The 20,091-nt window shown below is 71.8% G+C and carries 15 protein-coding genes; 12 read left to right on the top strand and 3 right to left on the bottom strand.

Annotated features, from left to right (window positions below; genetic code table 11):
* Positions 1-253 precede the first annotated feature (253 nt).
* The 7 genes from IE241_RS13980 to IE241_RS13950 all read left to right on the top strand — a co-directional run bounded on the left by IE241_RS13980 (position 254) and on the right by IE241_RS13950 (position 9,431).
* Complete coding sequence (locus IE241_RS13980) at positions 254-2,350, top strand: putative bifunctional diguanylate cyclase/phosphodiesterase (protein WP_190022032.1); 2,097 nt, start codon at positions 254-256, stop codon at positions 2,348-2,350.
* A gap of 233 nt (positions 2,351-2,583) precedes the next feature.
* A complete protein-coding gene (gene gatC, locus IE241_RS13975) occupies positions 2,584-2,880 on the top strand; it encodes an Asp-tRNA(Asn)/Glu-tRNA(Gln) amidotransferase subunit GatC (protein WP_030368121.1) in 297 nt (98 codons plus the stop codon).
* Between the two features lie 6 nt (positions 2,881-2,886).
* On the top strand, positions 2,887-4,386 hold the full coding sequence (gene gatA / locus IE241_RS13970; RefSeq protein WP_190022031.1) for an Asp-tRNA(Asn)/Glu-tRNA(Gln) amidotransferase subunit GatA: 1,500 nt from the start codon (positions 2,887-2,889) through the stop codon (positions 4,384-4,386).
* A complete protein-coding gene (locus IE241_RS13965; protein ID WP_229899213.1) occupies positions 4,383-4,643 on the top strand; it encodes a hypothetical protein in 261 nt (86 codons plus the stop codon). Before gatA ends, IE241_RS13965 begins: the two co-directional genes overlap by 4 nt.
* Positions 4,644-4,669: 26 nt before the next feature.
* Positions 4,670-6,178 (top strand): Asp-tRNA(Asn)/Glu-tRNA(Gln) amidotransferase subunit GatB, encoded by a 1,509-nt coding sequence (gene gatB / locus IE241_RS13960; RefSeq protein ID WP_190022030.1) that lies wholly within the window; start codon positions 4,670-4,672, stop codon positions 6,176-6,178.
* A gap of 207 nt (positions 6,179-6,385) precedes the next feature.
* On the top strand, positions 6,386-6,967 hold the full coding sequence (locus IE241_RS13955) for an AMIN-like domain-containing (lipo)protein (RefSeq protein WP_190022029.1): 582 nt from the start codon (positions 6,386-6,388) through the stop codon (positions 6,965-6,967).
* Between the two features lie 238 nt (positions 6,968-7,205).
* A complete protein-coding gene (locus IE241_RS13950; protein WP_190022028.1) occupies positions 7,206-9,431 on the top strand; it encodes an MMPL family transporter in 2,226 nt (741 codons plus the stop codon).
* Here the strand turns inward: IE241_RS13950 and IE241_RS13945 are convergent.
* The 3 genes from IE241_RS13945 to IE241_RS13935 form a co-directional block, all read right to left on the bottom strand.
* Positions 9,394-9,573, bottom strand: a complete 180-nt coding sequence (locus tag IE241_RS13945; RefSeq protein WP_190022027.1) for a DUF6191 domain-containing protein — start codon at positions 9,571-9,573, stop codon at positions 9,394-9,396. The genes IE241_RS13950 and IE241_RS13945 overlap by 38 nt on opposite strands.
* 78 nt (positions 9,574-9,651) lie before the next feature.
* Entirely contained in the window at positions 9,652-10,839 is a 1,188-nt protein-coding gene (locus IE241_RS13940) for a PQQ-dependent sugar dehydrogenase (RefSeq protein ID WP_190022026.1), read from the bottom strand.
* A gap of 121 nt (positions 10,840-10,960) precedes the next feature.
* A complete protein-coding gene (locus tag IE241_RS13935; RefSeq protein WP_190022025.1) occupies positions 10,961-11,953 on the bottom strand; it encodes an aldo/keto reductase in 993 nt (330 codons plus the stop codon).
* 73 nt (positions 11,954-12,026) lie between these two features.
* Between IE241_RS13935 and IE241_RS13930 the strand changes: the two genes are divergently transcribed.
* From IE241_RS13930 to ilvC, 5 genes are all read left to right on the top strand, one after another.
* The gene (locus IE241_RS13930) at positions 12,027-12,989 is read left to right on the top strand and encodes a 2-hydroxyacid dehydrogenase (RefSeq protein WP_190022024.1); all 963 of its coding nucleotides are present in this window, start codon (positions 12,027-12,029) and stop codon (positions 12,987-12,989) included.
* A gap of 298 nt (positions 12,990-13,287) precedes the next feature.
* On the top strand, positions 13,288-16,218 hold the full coding sequence (locus IE241_RS13925) for a putative bifunctional diguanylate cyclase/phosphodiesterase (RefSeq protein ID WP_190022023.1): 2,931 nt from the start codon (positions 13,288-13,290) through the stop codon (positions 16,216-16,218).
* 253 nt (positions 16,219-16,471) lie between these two features.
* Positions 16,472-18,373: an acetolactate synthase large subunit gene (locus tag IE241_RS13920; protein ID WP_190022022.1), complete on the top strand. Its 1,902-nt coding sequence runs from the start codon at positions 16,472-16,474 to the stop codon at positions 18,371-18,373.
* A gap of 29 nt (positions 18,374-18,402) precedes the next feature.
* Positions 18,403-18,927, top strand: a complete 525-nt coding sequence (gene ilvN, locus IE241_RS13915; RefSeq protein WP_058046407.1) for an acetolactate synthase small subunit — start codon at positions 18,403-18,405, stop codon at positions 18,925-18,927.
* A 110-nt stretch (positions 18,928-19,037) separates the two neighbouring features.
* Positions 19,038-20,039: a ketol-acid reductoisomerase gene (gene ilvC, locus IE241_RS13910; RefSeq protein WP_190022021.1), complete on the top strand. Its 1,002-nt coding sequence runs from the start codon at positions 19,038-19,040 to the stop codon at positions 20,037-20,039.
* Positions 20,040-20,091: the final 52 nt, after the last annotated feature.

Here is a 20,091-nt window from a genome sequence, read left to right as displayed (position 1 = left end):
CCGCCGTCACCCGCCCCACGCGGAGCGGCGCCTCAGGCGGAAGGCAGGTTCGCACACCGGTCGCCACCCCAGCGGAGTAATGCCCGCATAGTCAGTGGGCATTACCCCTACAGCGCATACCAGATGGCTACAAGAGGTCGGATCCCAATCGGGCAACCGCTGCCGATCGCTGCCCGCCGTAGCCTTCTGCGGCCTACTGTTGAGATGTGCGCCTGCCGTGGCGCGGGCACCGCCGGCTGTGAGAGGGACGGGCATGAAACCCACCGACAGCGCCGAACCGGCATCCCGGCTGCGCCGGGTTCCTCCGCCCGCGCTGCCGACGGTCTGTGTCGCCGTGGCGGTGCTCGCACTGGCCGCCGGGGTCTGCCGGGTGCTCACCGCCGGTCACTCCGTCTTCCCCGGACACACCGTCGGCTGGTCGCTGGCCGTCCTCACCGGCCTCATCGTCGCCCACCTCGTCGCCCTCGGGCGCGACCGCTGGTGGGGCGGCACGGGCTCCGGCGCCGCCCTCACCCTCGCCGTCCTCCTGCTCTACGGCTGGCTGCCCGCCGTCCTGATCAGCATCGCCGTCGTCCTCCTCGTCGCCACCGCGCGCCGCCACCGCTGGCGCCAGGCCTTACTCCACGGTGCCGTCGACATCCTCGGCATCGGCGCCGCCGGACTCGCCCTCGCCGTGTGCGGCGTCGTCTCCACCGTCGAGCGCCCCTGGCTGCCCGACGAGTGGCCGCTCACCGCCATCCCCAAGGTGGCCCTCGCCGCCTTCATGTACCTCGCGGTCACCCGCGCCCTGCTCTGGTACTCCATGGCCCCCCGGGCCGGCCTCAGCACCATCGCCCGCACCGCCCTCGTCCGGCAGGCCCTCGTCGGCGGCGCCCTCCTCGGCATCGCCCCGCTGATCGCCGTCGTCGCCGACCACGCGCCGCTGCTGCTGCCCCTGTTCGCCGTCCCCCTCATCGCCCTCGACTCCACGCTGTGGATCGCCCGAGCCCGCGCCGAGGAACAGCTGCGCGACCCCCTCACCGGACTGCCCAACCGCCAATGGCTCCTGGAGCGCACCTGGAGTGCGCTCGACGAAGCCGAGCGCGCCGGGACCCGCTCCGCCCTCGTCCTCATCGACCTCGACCGCTTCCGCTCCGTCAACGACACCCTCGGCCACCTCGCCGGAGACCGGCTGCTGCTGCAGATAGCCGAGCGGCTGCGCCTCGCCCTCCCGCGCGACGCGGAGGCCGCCCGGCTCGGCGGCGACGAGTTCGCGGTGCTCCTGCCCACCGCGGACTCCCTCACCAGCGCCCAGCGCGTGGCCCGTTCGCTGGTGGCCGCGCTCGGCTCGCCCCTCGACCTCGACGGGCTCACCCTCGTGCTGGAGGCCAGCGCCGGCGTCGCCGTCTACCCCGATCACGCCCTCGACGCCGAAGGGCTGCTGCGCCGGGCCGACGTCGCCATGTACCAGGCCAAGCGCGACCGCAGCGGCGTCGAGGTCTACGAGGCCCGCCGCGACGGCAACACCCCCGACCGGCTCGGCCTCCTCGGCGACCTCCGCCGCGCGCTCGACGCAGGCGACGTCGAGCTGCACTACCAGCCCAAGGTCGGCTTCGACGGGCACGTCGAGGGGCTGGAGGCGCTGGTGCGCTGGGTCCACCCCGAGCGGGGGCGCGTCTCGCCGGACGAGTTCATCGCGATCGCCGAGTCGTCGGGGCTGATGCCCAGGCTGACCGAGTACGTCCTGGAGACCGCCCTCGGGCAGGTCGCGAAGTGGCGGGCCATGGGCCTGGAGGTGCCGGTCGCCGTCAACGTCTCGCCTCGGGACGTTCACACTCCCGGATTCGCGGGCTCGGTCGCGGCGCGGCTCGCCCGCCACGGGGTCCCTGCGGGGGCGCTGCAGCTGGAGATAACCGAGCACGTGCTGCTGGAGGATCCGCAGCGGGCCGCGGACACCCTCGCAGGGCTGACGGGCCACGGGGTGAAGATGTCGCTCGACGACTTCGGCACGGGGTATTCGTCCCTGGTCCACCTCCGCAGGCTCCCGGTCAGCGAACTGAAGATCGACCGCTCGTTCGTGGCCCGGCTCGCCATCGACAACGAGGACGCCGAGATCGTCCGCTGCACGCTCGACCTCGCGCACTCCCTCGGCCTGCTCGTCGTCGCCGAGGGCGTCGAGGACGACGAGACCTGGGAGCGCCTGCGGGACCTCGGCTGCGACGCCGTCCAGGGCTGGCTCGTCGCCGCGGCCATGCCGCCGGACGAGACCACGGCGTGGCTGCGCCTGCGCAACGAGTCCGGCTGGCACCGGGAGGTCGACCGCGTCGCCGCGGCGGCGTCCGCCCCCGCGGAGGAGGACGCGGTCACCTAGGGGTTGCGGCCGGTCCGGCACCGCCGGTCACCCCGGCGGGGCTTGCGCGCCGCGGCGGCGGAAGAACACACCCGGACGACCCCGCCCGTAGGGCAGGCCGACAGCGCCGGTCACGTCCCGCCGTGCCCCGGGTCGCAGCCACGCGGAAAGCGTTTAGCAGGCACGGCTCCCGGAGCCATAGGATTGGGCGCACAACCCGCCCAGAATCCGTTACAACCCCTGAGGATCGCCGCATGCCTGGCATCACGCGCGAGGAGGTAGCCCACCTCGCACGGCTGGCACGTCTGGAGCTCAAGGACGAAGAGCTCGAGCACTTCGCCGGCCAGCTCGACGACATCATCGGCGCGGTCGCCCGCGTCTCCGAGGTCGCCGAGCAGGACGTCCCCCCGACGTCCCACCCGCTGCCGCTGACCAACGTCATGCGCCCGGACGAGGTCCGTCCGTCGCTGACCCCGCAGGAGGCGCTCTCCGGCGCCCCCGCCCAGGAGCAGCAGCGTTTCAAGGTGCCGCAGATCCTGGGGGAGGACTAGTCAGCCATGACGGACATCAACATCATCAAGCTCACCGCCGCCGAGATCGCGGCGAAGATCGCCTCCGGCGAGCTCACCGCCGTCCAGGTCACCGAGGCCCACCTGGCCCGGATCGAGGCCGTGGACGAGAAGGTGCACGCCTTCCTCCACGTGGACCGCGAGGGCGCCCTGGCCCAGGCCCGTGAGGTCGACGCCAAGCGCGAGCGCGGCGAGAAGCTCGGCCCGCTGGCCGGCGTCCCGCTGGCGCTGAAGGACATCTTCACCACCAAGGGGATCCCGACCACGGTCGGCTCGAAGATCCTCGAGGGCTGGATCCCGCCGTACGACGCGACGCTCACCAAGCGCCTGAAGGACGCGGACGTCGTCATCCTCGGCAAGACCAACATGGACGAGTTCGCGATGGGCTCCTCCACGGAGAACAGCGCCTACGGCCCGACCGGCAACCCCTGGGACCTCACCAAGATCCCCGGCGGCTCCGGCGGCGGCTCCAGCGCGGCGCTCGCCGCGTACGAGGCCCCCCTCGCCATCGGCACGGACACCGGCGGCTCGATCCGTCAGCCCGCCGCCGTGACCGGCACCGTCGGCGTCAAGCCGACCTACGGCTCGGTCTCGCGCTACGGCATGGTGGCCTTCTCCTCCTCCCTCGACCAGGGCGGGCCCTGCGCCCGTACGGTCCTGGACGCGGCCCTGCTGCACGAGGTGATCGCCGGCCACGACCCGATGGATTCCACGTCCATCGACGCCCCGGTCCCGCCGGTCGTCGAGGCGGCCCGCAACGGCTCGGTCGCCGGCATGCGCGTCGGCGTCGTCAAGCAGTTCCGCGGCGAGGGCTACCAGGCCGGCGTCGTGCAGCGCTTCGACGAGTCGGTGGAGCTGCTCAAGGAGCTGGGCGCCGAGATCGTCGAGCTGGACTGCCCGTCCTTCGACCTGGCGCTGGCCGCGTACTACCTGATCGCGCCGTCCGAGTGCTCCTCGAACCTGGCCCGCTTCGACGGCCTGCGCTACGGCCTGCGGGCCGGCGACGACGGCACCCGCTCCGCCGAGGACGTCACCGCCCTCACCCGCGAGGCCGGCTTCGGCCCCGAGGTCAAGCGCCGCGTCATGCTCGGCACGTACGCCCTGAGCTCGGGCTACTACGACGCCTACTACGGCTCGGCGCAGAAGGTCCGCACGCTCATCACGCGCGACTTCGAGAAGGCGTTCGAGCAGGTCGACGTGATCGTCTCGCCGACCACCCCGACCACCGCCTTCGCGATCGGCGAGCGCGCCGACGACCCGATGGCGATGTACCTCGCGGACCTGTGCACCATCCCGACCAACCTGGCGGGCAACGCCGCCATGTCGCTGCCGTGCGGCCTGGCGCCCGAGGACAACCTGCCGGTCGGTCTGCAGATCATCGCTCCCGCCCTGAAGGACGACCGGCTCTACAAGGTCGGTGCCGCGGTCGAGGCCGCGTTCACCGCCCGCTGGGGCCACCACCTGCTCGAGGAGGCACCGTCGCTGTGAGCACCGAAGTGAGCAAGCCGAGCGCCCTGAAGAAGGCCAAGGGCTTCAAGAAGTCCAAGCCCGGTACGTATCTGTCGATCGGCACCACGCTGTTCGGCGCCGTCAGCGTGCTCAAGCAGGCGAAGAAGGCGCGCGGCGAGCAGGACACGCTCCAGCTGGTCGACGCGATCGTCTCCGCCGCCGCCATCGCCACCGGTGTCGCGCTGCTGGTGCGCGAGCTGCGCCGGATGAACAGCGACGACGTCCTCGCGGACTGAGCCAGGACCTGAGAGGTTAGTTTTCCGTGACCGTCACTGAACTGGTGTCGTACGAGGACGCGCTGGCTTCCTACGACCCCGTCATGGGCCTGGAGGTCCATGTCGAGCTCGGCACCAAGACGAAGATGTTCTGCGGCTGCTCCACGGAGCTGGGCGCGGACCCCAACACCCAGACCTGCCCGGTCTGCCTCGGCATGCCCGGCGCCCTGCCGGTGGTCAACGCCACCGGCGTCGAGTCCGCCATCAAGATCGGCCTCGCGCTGCACTGCGAGATCGCCGAGTGGTGCCGCTTCGCCCGGAAGAACTACTTCTATCCGGACATGCCGAAGAACTTCCAGACCTCCCAGTACGACGAGCCGATCGCCTTCAACGGCTACCTCGACGTGCAGCTGGAGGACGGCGAGGTCTTCCGCGTGGAGATCGAGCGCGCCCACATGGAGGAGGACACCGGCAAGTCCACCCACGTGGGCGGTGCCACCGGCCGCATCCACGGCGCCCAGCACTCCCTGCTGGACTACAACCGTGCCGGCATCCCGCTGATCGAGATCGTCACCAAGCCGATCGAGGGCGCGGGCGAGCGGGCCCCGGAGGTCGCCAAGGCCTACGTGGCCGAGCTGCGCGAGCTCATCAAGGCGCTGGGCGTCTCCGAGGCCCGGATGGAGATGGGCCAGATGCGCTGCGACGTGAACCTGTCGCTGCGTCCGCACGGCCGGGAGAAGTTCGGCACCCGCTCCGAGACCAAGAACGTCAACTCGCTGCGCTCCGTCGAGCGCGCGGTGCGCTTCGAGGTCCAGCGGCACGCCTCCGTCCTCTCGGCCGGCGGCACGATCGTGCAGGAGACCCGCCACTTCCACGAGGAGGACGGGTCGACCACCTCCGGCCGCATCAAGGAAGAGGCCGAGGACTACCGCTACTTCCCCGAGCCGGACCTGGTGCCGGTGGCCCCCTCCCGCGAGTGGGTCGAGGAGCTGCGGGGCACCCTGCCCGAGCTGCCGCGCGTGCGCCGCAACCGCCTCCGTGAGGACTGGGGCGTCACCGAGCACGACATGCAGTCGATCCTCAACGCGGGCGCGGTCGACCTGATCGTCGCGACCGTCGAGGCCGGTGCCGACTCCGCCGCCGCACGCAAGTGGTGGATGGGCGAGCTGGCCCGCAGCGCCAACGAGTCCGGTACGGACCTCGCGGCGCTGCCGATCACCCCGGCGCAGGTCGCCCGGGTGGCGGCGCTCGTCGCCGAGGGCTCGCTCAACGACAAGCTGGCCCGCCAGGTCATCGAGGGCGTGCTCGCGGGCGAGGGCGACCCGGACGCCGTCGTCGACAAGCGCGGTCTGAAGGTCGTCTCCGACGACAGCGCCCTGGGTGCCGCCGTGGACGAGGCCATCGCGGCCAACGCCGCCATCGCGGACAAGATCCGCGGCGGCAAGGTCGCGGCGGCGGGTGCGCTGGTCGGCGCGGTCATGAAGGCCACGCGCGGCCAGGCCGACGCGGCACGTGTCCGTGAGCTCATCCTGGAGCGCCTCGGCGTCGAGGGCTGACCGGCCGAGGGCTGATCATCAGCTCATAGGCAGCGTTCTGCGACATCCGATGGCCGCCCCTTTTCGAAGGGGCGGCCATTGTCTGTCCGGGAATGATCCGGGAATGGCTGGTTTCCTCTGCTCTATGGCCTTCATGTCCCCCGTCCGGCATGATCCCGACTGCGGGCCCACCAGGTGCCCGCAGTCGATATATCTGGGGGTTGGCACATGAGACGGTTGAGCAGGGCGCTGGCTGCGCTCACGCTGGCGGGCGCAGGCCTGCTGGTCGCGACGGTCCCGGCCGGCGCGGCCACGGAGGCGGCGGCCGCGGTGAAGTGCGAGGCGGGCTGGGGGAGCCTGCCCAAGGTCAGCACGGACACGGCGTACCGCCCGCTGCTGGACATCAGGGCCGGGTCGCACGAGTGCTACGACCGCCTGGTCTTCGACGTCCAGGGCATCGGCGACCGTCCCATCGGCTACCGCGTGGAGTACGTGGACCAGCTGCGCCAGGACGGCTCGGGCGATGTGATCCCGGTCGGCGGCGGCGCGATCCTGGCGGTCCGCGTGGCCGCCCCGAGCTACGACCCGAGCGGCGGCGAGCCGCGCTACCCCGGCCACGCCGGACAGCCGCTGACGGGCGTGGACCTCACCGGCTTCCGCACCTTCCAGGACACCCGCTTCGCCAGCAGCTTCGAGGGCGACACCGTGATCGGCGTCGGCGTCCGGGCGCGGCTGCCCTTCCGGGTCTTCCAGGAGCGCAACCGCATCGTCGTGGACGTCGCCCACAGCTGGCAGCAGTCCCTGCGCTGAGCCGGGCCGTACCTGCGCTGAGCTGCGGACCCTGCGCTGAGCGGTTCGTGAACGGCCCCCGTGTGGGGTGGGCCACAAAGCGGACAAAGGATCTTTTTCCGCTGTCACAGTGGTTCGGCAAGGGGCCCCCTACCGCGTCTCTCGCGCTGCGGGGCCCCAGGCCCAACAGCTCATGCGCTCGGAAATGCACGGGGCAGTCTCCCGGCGGGATCGACGCGACAACCGGGAAGCAGCCCGAATGACCTCACTCGCCCGATGGTGCCTGCGCCGTCGTTTCGCCGTGATCGTGCTGTGGCTCGTGGCCCTCGCGGGCACCGCCGCGGCCGCGACCCTGGCAGGCCCGGCGTACTCCAACGACTACGGCGTCCCCGGCACCGAGGCCGCCCGTGCGGGCGCGCTCCTTGAGGCGGGCTTCCCCGGCCAGGGCGGCGACGACACCATCGTCTGGCACACCGGCAGCGGCACCGTGCGCGCCGCCGCCGTCGAGCAGCGCATGACCGAGGCCCTGCACGACATCGCGGCGCTGCCCGGCGTCGAGTCCGTCAGCGGCCCGTACAGCGGCCCCGACGGCGCCGCCAGGATCAGCCCCGACGGGCACACCGCGTACGCCTCCCTCACCTTCACCTCCCCCGGCGACCCCGGCAAGGAGCTGGTGCACCAGGTCGTCGACACCGCACGGGGCGCGTCGGACGGCAATCTGGAGGTCGCCCTCGGCGGCACCGGCATCGCCACCGGGGAGGCCGCGAGCGGCCACCTCAGCGAGATCATCGGGATCGCCGTCGCCGCCGTCGTGCTCTTCGTCGTCTTCGGATCCCTGGCCGCGAGCCTGCTGCCGATCGCCACGGCCCTCGTGGGCGTGGGCACCGCTTCCATGGGCACCCAGCTGCTCGGCCACGTCATGAACGTCGCCGACTTCGCGCCCATGCTCGGCACCCTCATCGGACTCGGCGTGGGAATCGACTACGCCCTGTTCATCGTCACCCGGCACCGCAAGGGCCTGCGGGCGGGGCTGCCCGTGGCCGTCGCGGCCGAGCGGGCCGTCGCCACCACCGGGCGCGCCGTCGTCTTCGCGGGCGGCACCGTGTGCGTGGCGCTGCTGGGCATGCTCATCCTGCGGCTGAGCTTCCTCAACGGGGTCGCCCTCGCCGCCTCGCTCACCGTCGTCCTCACCGTCGCCGCCTCGGTCACGCTGCTGCCCGCGCTCCTCGGGGTCATCGGCGAGCGCGCCCTCAGCCGGCGCGAGCGCCGCCGGCTCGCCGGCAGCGGCCCCCGCCCGGAGCTGCCCACGGGGCTGGCCGCCCGCTGGTCCGCGTTCGTGGAGCGCCACCCCAAGCTGCTGGGCACCGTGGCGGCGGCCGTCATGCTCGTGCTCGCGCTGCCCACGTTCTCCCTCCACCTGGGCACCTCCGACCAGGGCAACAACCCGGCCACGTCCACCACGCGGCAGGCGTACGACATGCTCGGCCGCGGCTTCGGGCCCGGCGTCAACGGTCCCCTGACCCTCGTGGCCGATCTCGACAGCGCCGCCGACCGGCTCGCCTTCACCAAGCTCCCCGAGGCCCTGCGGCACACCGAGGGCGTCGCCTCCGCCTCGCCCGCCGAGGTCAGCGCCAGCGGCGACACGGGCGTCATCAGCGTCGTCCCCACCACCTCCCCGCAGTCGCGCGACACCAGCGACCTGGTGGACCGGCTGCGCGGCACCGTGCTGCCGAAGGCGACCGCCGGCACCGGGGTGGACGTCCACGTCGGCGGCGTGACCGCGAGCTACGACGACTTCGCCGGCATCATCCTCGGCAAGCTGCCGCTGTTCGTGGGCACCGTCGTCGGCCTGGGCTGCCTGCTGCTCCTGCTGGCCTTCCGCAGCATCGGCATCCCCCTGAAGGCCGCGCTGATGAACATCGCCGCCGTCGCCTCGTCCTTCGGCATCGTCGTCGCGATGTTCCAGTGGGGCTGGGGCGCCGGGTTCCTCGGCCTCGGCGGCGCCGGGCCGATAGAGCCCTTCCTGCCCGTCGTCATGGTCTCCGTCCTCTTCGGACTGTCCATGGACTACCAGGTCTTCCTGGTCAGCCGGATGTACGAGGAGTGGCTGGCCACGCGCGACAACACCCGGGCGGTCCGCGTCGGGCTCGCCGAGACCAGCCGCGTGATCAACTCCGCGGCGGTGATCATGATCTCGGTCTTCCTGGCCTTCGTCCTCAGCGGGGACCGCGTCATCGCGATGTTCGGCATCGGCCTCGCGGCGGCCGTCGCCCTCGACGCCTTCGTGCTGCGCACGCTGCTGGTGCCGGCCCTCATGCACATGCTGGGCGGCGCCAACTGGTGGCTGCCGGCGTGGCTGGACCGCCGCCTGCCCCGGATCAGCATCGAGCCGCCGGAGCCGGTGGAAGCCGAGCCGGAGGCGGAGCCGGAGCCCGGCCCCGTCGAGGTCAGTCCCGAGCGGAGCCTTGCCGGGGCGGGCGTATGACCACCAGGCCCGAGTCGAGATCGACCGGGCCGCGCGCGGGGTCCCCGTCGCCGACGTCGTCGCGGGTGAGTTCGAGGCGGTTCTGCTCCTCCTGAGTGTGCTTCCGGCCCGGCGCGAACACTTCCTCGAACACGTTGAACATCTCAACTCCCGTCGCTGTCCCTTCCGTCCAGCATAGGCGGACTGATGTACGGTCCAAGGAAAAGCGGTGCGGAGGCGCTCAGCTCACTTCGAGCCGCAGGATGCGGTCGTCCTCCCCGCCCGGCTTCCCGCGCCCGTCGGTGTTGCTCGTCGTCAGCCACAGCCCGCCGTCGTCCGTGGCCACGACCGTGCGCAGCCGCCCGTACTCGCCCTGCAGGAACGCCTGCGGGCCGGCCACCGGCCTCGTGCCGTCCAGCGGGATCCGCCACAGGCGCTCGCCGCGCAGGCCCGCCATCCACAGCGAGCCCTTGGCGAAGGCGAGGCCGCTGGGGGAGGCGTCGGAGGTCTTCCACTGCTCGACGGGGTCGGTGTAGCCGGACCTGCCCGCCTTGCCCTCGGCGACGGGCCAGCCGTAGTTGCCGCCGGGCCGGATCAGGTTGAGCTCGTCCCAGGTGTCCTGACCGAACTCCGACGCCCACAGGCGGTTGCCCGCGTCCCACGCCAGGCCCTGCACGTTGCGGTGGCCGTAGGAGTAGACGACGGAGTTCTCCTCGGGGTTGCCGTACGCGGGGCGGCCGTCCGGCGTCATGCGCAGGACCTTCCCGCCGAGGGACTCCTTGTCCTGGGCGAGGCCGCGCTGCCCGCTCTCGCCCGTCCCGGCGTAGAGCATCCGGTCGGGGCCGAAGGCGATGCGGCCGCCGTTGTGGACCGCGCCCTTGGGGATGCCCCGGAGCACCGTGTCGGGCGCCCCCAGCCGCTGCCCCGCGGGCTTGCGCTCGTCGTAGCGCAGGCGGGCGATGCGGTTGTCCGAATCGGTGGTGAAGTACGCGTACACCAGGCGGTCGGTGGCGAAGTCGGGCGAGACCGCGAGGCCCAGCAGGCCGCCCTCGCCGCCCTTGACGACGCCGGGCACCTCGCCCACCTCGCTCTGCGCCCCGTCCTTCGCCGCCACCCGGATGATCTTTCCGGTGTCGCGCGAGCCGGCCAGGAGGTCGCCGCCGGGCAGCGCTGCGACGCCCCACGGCGAGCCGAGCTTGGCGGTGAGCGTCCGGACGACCTTGACCGAGCCCTTGGCGGGCGCCGGCGAGGCCGAGGGGGTGGCCGAAGAGCCGTCCTTCCCGGGCGACTTGGCCGCCGAACCCGGCGACGGGCCCACGCCCGGGAAGCCCTCCCCGCCCGAACAGCCCGCGAGCAGCAAGGAGACGGTCAGCAGCAGCGCGGCGGCCGGCGCGGCGGCGCCGGTACGGACACGGGGACGTCGTCGCACGGTGCGTTCCTCTCGCCGGTGCAGCCATCGTTCACCCGGCACTGTGCCATACCGGGGGCGTGGCCACGCGCGCGCACGCGCGCGTAGGCGCACCTTGTCCGGTGCGCCTTGCCGTGCCCCGTCAGTCCCAGGACCCCATGGCCCGGGGCAGTGCGGCTATCTCCGCGAAGTCCTCGGGAGTGAGCCGCAGTTGGGCCGCCGCGGCGTTCTGCACCGCCCACACCGGCTTCTTCGTGCCCGGTACGGGTATGACGTGCCGGCCCTGCGCCAGCACCCAGGCCAGGGCGACCTGCGCGGCCGTCGCGTCGTGGCGCAGCGCGACCCGGCGCAGCCCCGCCACGATCGGCTGGTTGGCGGCCATCATCTCGGCGGTGAAGCGCGGGTGGCGCGCCCGGAGGTCCTCCGGCTCGAAGCCCTGCCCCGGCGTGAGCGTGCCGCTGAGGAAACCATTCCCCAGGGGCATGGCGGCCAGCAGGCCGACGCCCCGGGAGGCGCACCAGGGCACGAGTGCGTCGAGCGCCTCCCGGGACCACACCGACAACTCCACTTGCACACAGCTCACCGGGAACACCTGCTGCACCCGTTCCAGCTGCCGGATCGTCGCGTCGTACAGCCCCGCGCGCGACCGGCGGTGTCTGCGCGCACCGATCGCACACCAGCCCAGTGCCCGCACCTTGCCCGCGGAGACCAGATCCGCCATCGCGCCCCAGGTCTCCTCGACGGGCACCTCGGGATCGGGCCGGTGCAGCTGGTAGACGTCGATGACGTCGGTCTGCAGCCGGCGCAGCGAGGCGTCGCAGGCCCGTTTCACATAGCCGGGGCGGCCGTTGGCGACGATGTGGCTGTCGCCCACCAGCAGGCCGCACTTGGTCGACACGAACGCCTCGGAACGCCTCTCCCGCAGCACCCGCCCCACCAGCAACTCGTTGGTGAAAGGCCCGTACATGTCCGCGGTGTCCAGCAGGGTCGTGCCGGCGTCGAGCGCCGCGTGCACCGTGCGCAGCGCGCCCTGCCCGCTCCGCTGGGAGGCGGTGTATCCCCAGTGCATGGGCATGCACCCCAGGCCGATCGCGCCCACTTCGAGCGCCGCCGCACCGATATTCCTGCGCTCCACCGGCCGTACCCCTCCCGTTCCTCGCCCCCAAACTAACCTCTGCCGCGACGGCCCGATCGCATAGCCTCCAGGCATGAGTGCAGATGACAGCGGTTCCGCCCGCCCCCTGGTCTGGCTGCCCTTCCCGCCCGAGCGGATCGAAGGGCTGCCGGAGGGCCTCGACTACGCCTTCTGGGACGGCGGACCGGACTACCCCACCGACCCCGCCCGCTGCGACTTCTACGCGGTCCCGTACGTCACCGACCCCGAGCCGTGCCTGCGCCCGCTGGCCGCCATGACGCGCGTACGGGTCGTGCAGGCGCTCACCGCGGGCGTGGACCACCTGCTGCCCGTCGTGGACCGGCTGCCGAAGGGCGCCGTGCTGTGCAACGCCCGCGGGCTGCACGACGCGAGCACCGCCGAACTCGCACTCACCCTCACCCTCGCCTCGCTGCGCGACATCCCCGGCTTCGTGCGCGCGCAGGACGCGGGGGAGTGGCGCCAGGGCTTCCGGCCGGCGCTGGCCGACAAGTCGGTGCTCATTGTGGGTTACGGTTCGATCGGCAGCGCCATTGAGGACCGGCTCGCGCCCTTCGAGTGCGCGCGGGTCACACGCGTCGCACGCTCCGCACGGGACAGTGCGCGCGGTCCCGTGCACCCGATCGCCGCCCTGCCCGGCTTGCTGCACGACGCCGACGTCGTGATTCTCGCGACGCCGCTCACCGAGGAGACCCGGGGGCTCGTCAACGCCGGTTTCCTGGCGCGGATGAAGGACGGGGCGCTGCTGGTGAACGTCGCGCGCGGTCCCGTCGTCGACACCACGGCCCTTCTCGCCGAGCTGGACGCAGGTCGGCTGCGTGCCGCACTCGATGTCACGGACCCCGAGCCGCTGCCGCCCGGGCACCCGCTGTGGAGCGCGCCGGGGGCACTGATCACCCCCCATGTGGGTGGGCCCTCTTCGGCCTTCCTGCCGCGCGCCGAGCGGCTGCTGCGTGATCAGCTGGCCAGATTCGCTCTGGACGCGCCACTGCAAAATGTCGTAGTCGTCGCCCGCTAGATACCACGTAGAGGTACCGTTCGACTGCACTCAGTGTCCATAACCCCGTGGCTGATTACGCTATGTATATGAGCTATGTCCCTGAGTGACGAGTCTGGTGTATCGTCCGGACGGGGGCTGCGGCGTGCACAGGAACGGCCGCAGCGAGGACCGGAACTCGAGGGGGGCGACGGGCGATGCACGGCCAATGGACGATCAACCCGACGCGGCTCACGCACCGACCACGACCGCACTGTGCACCACGACCGCCCTGTGCACCGCGACCGCACTGCGTGGCGACGCTGCTCCTGTGGCTTCCATGGATCCCGCTCCTTCGGACGGCGGCGCGGTGAGCGCCCCGGGGGCGGCCCTGTCCCGCCCGTCCGGCGGCTCGGGCCCGGTCTCCCAGCTGCTGCTGGCCCTCGTCTGCGGCGGCTATGCCACAGGTGCGGCCTTCGGCTGGGGATCGAGCGAGCTCGCCTCCGCCATGGGCGACTTCGGCCTCGGCGGCGCCGCGGTCCTCGCCGCCGTCTCCTGCTTCTGGTACGGGCGCACACACCGCACGCGGTTCCGGCTCGCCTGGTTCCTCTTCGCCGCGTCCTCGGCCATGGCCGGCCTCGGCAACGTTGTCTGGGGCTGGTACGAGGTCGTCCTCGACGCCCGCGTGCCGACGCCGTCCATCGCCGACTTCTGCTTCCTGCTCTTCGCGCCGCCGGCCATCATCGGCCTGCTGGTCCTCGCCCGCCGCCCCGTCACCCGGGCCGGCTGGGTCTGCCTGGCCCTGGACGCCTGGCTCACCGGCGGCTCGCTGCTCACGCTCTCCTGGAGCCTCGCGCTCGCGCACACCGCCCACTTCGAGGGCGAGAGCGTCGCCCACGCCGCGCTCTCCCTGGCCTATCCGCTGCTGGACATCGCCCTGGTGTCCATGGTGCTGGCCCTGCACTTCCGGCGCTCGACCGCCAACCGCTCCGCCATCAACACCGCCATCGCGGCCCTCGCCCTGACGGTCCTGTGCGACGCCCTGTTCACCTCGCCGCTGCTGCGCTCGCACTACCGCTCGGGCCAGATCCTCGACGCCGGCTGGTTCGCGGGCTACATGCTCATGGCGTACGCCCCCTGGGTCGCGCGCGAGGACGGCGACGATGCCGCCCCGGCCCGCTCGGCCCAGCACCCGCACCACCCCAGCCGCCCCATCGCCGGCTCCCTCGCGGCCCTCACGCCGTACCTGGCCGCCGCGGTGTGCACCCTGGGCATCCTCTACAACGTCCTGGACGGCCACCAGGTCGACAAAGTGGTCCTGTTCACCGGCTGCACGGTCGTCCTGGCCCTGGTGATCCGCCAGGGCATCATGCTGCTGGACAACATCTCCCTCACCCAGGAACTGGCCCAGAAGGAGAACCACTTCCGCTCCCTCGTCCAGGGCTCCAGCGATGTGATCATGATCGCCGCGCCCACGGGCATACTGCGCTACGTCAGCCCGGCCGCCGCCGGGGTCTACGGGCGCGAGGCCGAAGACCTCGTCGGCTCCGAGCTGGCCTCGCTGATCCACCCGGAGGACCTGGGCAGAGTCGTCCACGAGGTGCGCCGCTTCCTCGCGGCGCCGCCCGCCGAGGAGCCCACGACCCGCATCGAGTGCCGCTTCCGCTCCGGCGACGGCGAATGGCTCAACGTCGAGTCCACGGTCAACCGCCACCACGGCGGCCTGATCTTCAACAGCCGCGACGTCACCGAGCGCGTCCGCCTCCAGGCCCAGCTCCAGCACACGGCCGAGCACGACCCGCTCACCGACCTGCCCAACCGCGCCCTGTTCACCAAGCGCGTCCAGCAGGCCCTCACCGGCCGCAGAGCGACCGACGCGGGCACCGCCGTGCTCTTCATCGACCTCGACGGCTTCAAGGCGGTGAACGACAGCGTCGGCCACCAAGCCGGCGACGAGCTGCTCGTCCAGGCGGCCCGTCGCCTCCAGGACTCCGTCCGCGCGGGCGACTCCACGGCCCGCTTCGGAGGCGACGAATTCGCGGCGCTCATCATCGGCGACGGCACCCGCGACCCCGCCGCCCGCGAGTACCGCATCCACGAGATCGCCGACCGGCTGCGGGTCACCCTCTCCCAGCCCTACCGCGTGGAAGGAGGCACCGAGGTCCGCGTCGCCGCCAGCATCGGCGTGGCCTTCGCCGAGCCCGGCATCACCCCGGGCGAGCTGATGCGCAACGCCGACCTCGCGATGTACCGCGCCAAGCAGGCCGGCAAGGGCCGCGTCGAGCTCTACGCACCGCAGATGCAGGCCGATGTCGTCCGCCGCGCCGAGCTCGCCACACGGCTGCGCACCGCCCTGCACGAGGGCGAGTTCGCCCTGCTGCACCAGCCCGTCGTCGATCTGGGCACGGGCGCGGTCACGGCGGTCGCCGCCCAGCCCCGCTGGCGCTCCGCCCAGGGAATACTGTTCACCCCTGCGGAGTATCTCCGCGTGGCCGAGAACGACCGGGGCGACGAGGCCGCCCGCATCGCCGAACTGGGCCGCTGGACGGTGGAGAAGGCCGTCGAGCAGGCCGCCCAGCGCTGCCGCGCGGGGCACCCCGTGCCCGTGTACGTCCGGCTGTCCGCCGCCCGGCTGATGGACAGGTCGCTGCCCGCCAAGAACCTGGAGGGGCTGCTGATCCGCCACGGGCTGCCCTCCGGCGCGCTCGTCCTGGAGCTGTCCGGAAGCGACCCCCGGGTGCCGCTGGACGAGCTGGAGCGGCGGCTGGCCGCCCTGCGCCGGATGGGGGTGCGGATCGCCCTCGACGGCTTCGGCAGCGGCTATGCCGCCATCAGCGCCCTGCGCCGGCTGCCCATCGACACCCTCAAGCTCGACCGCGGGCTGGTCGACGGCGTGGTGGAGTCCGCCCGGCTGCACAAGATCACCGCCGGGCTGCTGAGGATCGCCACCGACCTGGGCATGCAGTCCGTCGCCGACGGCGTCGACGTCCCCGAGCAGGCACTCGCCCTGCGCGCGATGGGCTGCACCCACGCCCTGGGCGCCGCCTTCGCCGGGCCGCTCGACGAGCACCGCCTGCGCCACGCGCTGAACCTCGGGGCCTACCCCGTCCCCGGCGCGCCGGGGGATGGCGCAAAAGCGTGGGTCGGAGGCGGCGCCCTGCCCGCAGGAGCAGTACCGTCCGCTACACGATCCGGGTCCGCGGGGGGCGCCGGATCGCTCGCCCATGCTCCATTGCGCTCAAATAATGAGACGCCCGTCCCACCCACTTGACACTTCCCAGGTGGCGGGTGGAGGGTCGGTTCCATGCGCACCCGAATTCTCGTACTTGGAAAGCGCGTCGGCTGAAGCAGGCCCTTTCACACGCCCTGCTGACCACACCGGCGCGCTCCCCTCGCTTGCCTCACGGCACGAGGGGTTTTTTGTTGCACTAGAACGTGACAGACCCACCCAAACCGACCTCCGCTCAATCAGTCGAACCCGTCGAATCCGTCGATCGAACCCGTCGAAATCCTTCGAGAAGAGAATGTCGATGACCGAGCAGGCCACCGGGGCCCACCATCCGCAGCCGCGGGCCCGTAACGGCGCGGCGCACCAGCCCGCCACCGTCGAGCACGTCACGGGCGCGCAGTCCCTCATCCGCTCGCTGGAGGAGGTCGGGGCCGAGATCGTGTTCGGGATCCCGGGCGGGGCGATCCTCCCCGCGTACGACCCGATGATGGACTCCTCGAAGGTCCGCCACGTCCTGGTCCGTCACGAGCAGGGCGCAGGCCACGCCGCGACCGGATACGCCCAGGCCACGGGCAAGGTCGGCGTCTGCATGGCCACCTCCGGCCCCGGTGCCACCAACCTCGTCACCCCGATCGCCGACGCCCACATGGACTCCGTCCCGCTGGTCGCCATCACCGGCCAGGTCGCCTCCAAGGCGATCGGCACGGACGCCTTCCAGGAGGCGGACATCTGCGGCATCACCATGCCGATCACCAAGCACAACTGGCTGGTGACCGACCCCGCCGAGATCCCCCGCACCATCGCCGAGGCCTTCCACGTCGCCTCCACCGGCCGCCCCGGCCCCGTGCTCGTCGACATCGCCAAGGACGCCCTGCAGGCGCAGACCACCTTCAGCTGGCCCCCGCACACCGACCTGCCCGGTTACCGCCCGGTCACCAAGCCGCACTCCAAGCAGATCCGCGAGGCCGCCAAGCTGATCAGCCAGGCCGCCCGCCCCGTGCTCTACGTCGGCGGCGGCGTCCTCAAGGCCCGCGCGACCGCCGAGCTGAAGGTGCTCGCCGAGCTGACCGGCGCCCCCGTCACCACCACCCTGATGGCGCTCGGCGCCTTCCCCGACAGCCACCCCCAGCACCTGGGCATGCCCGGCATGCACGGCTCCGTCGCCGCCGTCACCGCCCTGCAGAAGTCCGACCTGATCATCGCCCTCGGCGCCCGCTTCGACGACCGCGTCACCGGCAAGCTGGACTCCTTCGCCCCGTACGCCAAGATCGTCCACGCCGACATCGACCCCGCCGAGATCGGCAAGAACCGCGCCGCCGACGTCCCGATCGTCGGTGACGCCCGCGAGGTCATCGCCGACCTGATCGTCGCCCTCCAGGCCGAGCACGCCGAGGGCCGTAACGGTGAGGCCGCCCGGACGGGATACGCCGCCTGGTGGCAGGACCTCAACCGCTGGCGCGACACCTACCCCCTCGGCTACGACCAGCCCGAGGACGGCAGCCTCTCCCCGCAGCAGGTCATCCAGCGCATCGGGCAGCTCGCGCCGAAGGACACCATCTACGCCGCCGGCGTCGGCCAGCACCAGATGTGGGCCGCGCACTTCATCGACTACGAGCAGCCCGCCACCTGGCTCAACTCCGGCGGCGCCGGGACGATGGGCTACTCCGTGCCCGCGGCGATGGGCGCCAAGGCCGGCATGCCCGACCGCACCGTCTGGGCCATCGACGGCGACGGCTGCTTCCAGATGACCAATCAGGAACTGGTCACCTGCGCGCTCAACGACATCCCGGTCAAGGTCGCCATCATCAACAACGGCGCCCTCGGCATGGTCCGCCAGTGGCAGACCCTGTTCTACAACCAGCGCTACTCCAACACGGTGCTCCACACGGGCCCGGCCGTCTCCGACGGCGGCTCCGCCACGGGCGCCGGCACCGAGCCCTGCAAGGGCACCCGCGTCCCGGACTTCGTCAAGCTCGCCGAGGCCATGGGCTGCGTCGGCATCCGCTGCGAGCGCCCCGACCAGCTCGACGCCGTCATCGAGAAGGCCAACTCCATCAACGACCGGCCCGTCGTGATCGACTTCATCGTCCACCAGGACGCGATGGTCTGGCCGATGGTCGCCGCCGGCACCTCCAACGACGAGATCCTCGCCGCGCGCGGAGTCCGCCCGGACTTCGGCGACACCGAGGACGACTGAGGGACCGAGAGAAGAGAGAGAACGAGCACATGACCAAGCACACGCTCTCCGTCCTGGTGGAGAACACCCCCGGCATCCTCACCCGGATCGCCGCCCTGTTCGCCCGCCGCGGCTTCAACATCGACTCCCTCGCCGTCGGGGTCACCGAGCACCCGGACATCTCCCGCATCACGATCGTCGTCAACGTCGAGTCGCTGCCGCTGGAGCAGGTGACCAAGCAGCTCAACAAGCTCGTCAACGTGCTGAAGATCGTCGAGCTGGAGGACAGCGCGGCCATCCACCGCGAACTCGTCCTGGTGAAGGTCCGCGCCGACAACGAGACCCGCTCCCAGATCGTCGAGATCGTCCAGCTCTTCCGCGCCAAGACCGTCGACGTCTCCCCGGAGGCCGTCACCATCGAGGCGACCGGCGGCAGCGACAAGCTCGGCGCCATGCTCAAGATGCTGGAGCCGTTCGGCATCAAGGAGCTGGTGCAGTCCGGGACGATCGCCATAGGGCGCGGCGCCCGGTCCATCACGGACCGCAGCCTGCGCGCGCTGGACCGTTCGGCCTGACCGGCCGGAACTAGTCCATCCGTATACCGAGACCTGAAATCTTTCCCCCGCCCGCCCGTCATACGGTGGGACGCACAACCGGAAAACCGGAAACAAGGAGAATCCCCAACGTGGCTGCCGAGCTCTTCTACGACAACGACGCCGACCTGTCCATCATCCAGGGCCGCAAGGTCGCGGTCCTCGGATACGGCAGCCAGGGCCACGCCCACGCGCTGTCCCTGCGCGACTCGGGCGTCGACGTCCGCGTGGGCCTGCACGAGGGCTCCAAGTCCAAGCAGAAGGCCGAGGAGCAGGGCCTGCGCGTCGTCACCCCGGCCGAGGCCGCGGCCGAGGCCGACGTCATCATGATCCTCGTCCCGGACCCGATCCAGGCCAAGGTCTACGAGGAGTCCGTCAAGGACTACCTCAAGGACGGCGACGCGCTCTTCTTCGGCCACGGCTTCAACATCCGCTTCGGCTTCATCAAGCCCCCGGCCGGCGTCGACGTCTGCATGGTCGCCCCCAAGGGCCCGGGCCACCTGGTCCGCCGCCAGTACGAGGAGGGCCGCGGCGTGCCGTGCATCGCGGCCGTCGAGCAGGACGCCTCCGGCAACGCCTTCGCGCTCGCCCTCTCCTACGCCAAGGCCATCGGCGGCACCCGCGCCGGCGTCATCAAGACGACCTTCACCGAGGAGACCGAGACCGACCTCTTCGGCGAGCAGGCCGTGCTGTGCGGCGGCGCGTCGGCGCTCGTCAAGGCGGGCTTCGAGACCCTGGTCGAGGCCGGCTACCAGCCGGAGATCGCGTACTTCGAGTGCCTCCACGAGCTCAAGCTGATCGTGGACCTGATGTACGAGGGCGGCCTGGAGAAGATGCGCTGGTCGGTCTCCGAGACCGCCGAGTGGGGCGACTACGTCACCGGCCCGCGCATCGTCAACGAGGGCACCAAGGCCGAGATGAAGAAGGTCCTCGGCGAGATCCAGGACGGCACCTTCGCCAACAACTGGATGAAGGAGTACCAGGCCGGCCTGCCCAAGTACAACGAGTACAAGAAGGCCGACGAGGACCACCTGCTGGAGACCACCGGCAAGAAGCTGCGCAAGCTGATGAGCTGGGTGGACGACAAGGAGTAAGCCTCCTGTGCGGGGAGCGGGCGCTCCCCGCGCCGCCCGGGCGCCGGGGGGG

The organism is Streptomyces hiroshimensis, assembly GCF_014650335.1.
Taxonomy (GTDB): domain Bacteria; phylum Actinomycetota; class Actinomycetes; order Streptomycetales; family Streptomycetaceae; genus Streptomyces; species Streptomyces hiroshimensis.
This window is presented reverse-complemented; position numbering and strand designations above follow the sequence as displayed.

Coding starts and splice junctions, on each gene's coding strand:
- ilvN (WP_058046407.1), top strand. CDS start 18,403: ATGACCAAGCACACGCTCTCCGTCCTGGTGGAGAACACCCCCGGCATC.
- IE241_RS13955 (WP_190022029.1), top strand. CDS start 6,386: ATGAGACGGTTGAGCAGGGCGCTGGCTGCGCTCACGCTGGCGGGCGCA.
- IE241_RS13930 (WP_190022024.1), top strand. CDS start 12,027: ATGAGTGCAGATGACAGCGGTTCCGCCCGCCCCCTGGTCTGGCTGCCC.
- IE241_RS13980 (WP_190022032.1), top strand. CDS start 254: ATGAAACCCACCGACAGCGCCGAACCGGCATCCCGGCTGCGCCGGGTT.
- IE241_RS13925 (WP_190022023.1), top strand. CDS start 13,288: ATGGATCCCGCTCCTTCGGACGGCGGCGCGGTGAGCGCCCCGGGGGCG.
- IE241_RS13920 (WP_190022022.1), top strand. CDS start 16,472: ATGTCGATGACCGAGCAGGCCACCGGGGCCCACCATCCGCAGCCGCGG.
- IE241_RS13950 (WP_190022028.1), top strand. CDS start 7,206: ATGACCTCACTCGCCCGATGGTGCCTGCGCCGTCGTTTCGCCGTGATC.
- gatA (WP_190022031.1), top strand. CDS start 2,887: ATGACGGACATCAACATCATCAAGCTCACCGCCGCCGAGATCGCGGCG.
- gatC (WP_030368121.1), top strand. CDS start 2,584: ATGCCTGGCATCACGCGCGAGGAGGTAGCCCACCTCGCACGGCTGGCA.
- IE241_RS13945 (WP_190022027.1), bottom strand. CDS start 9,573: ATGTTCAACGTGTTCGAGGAAGTGTTCGCGCCGGGCCGGAAGCACACT.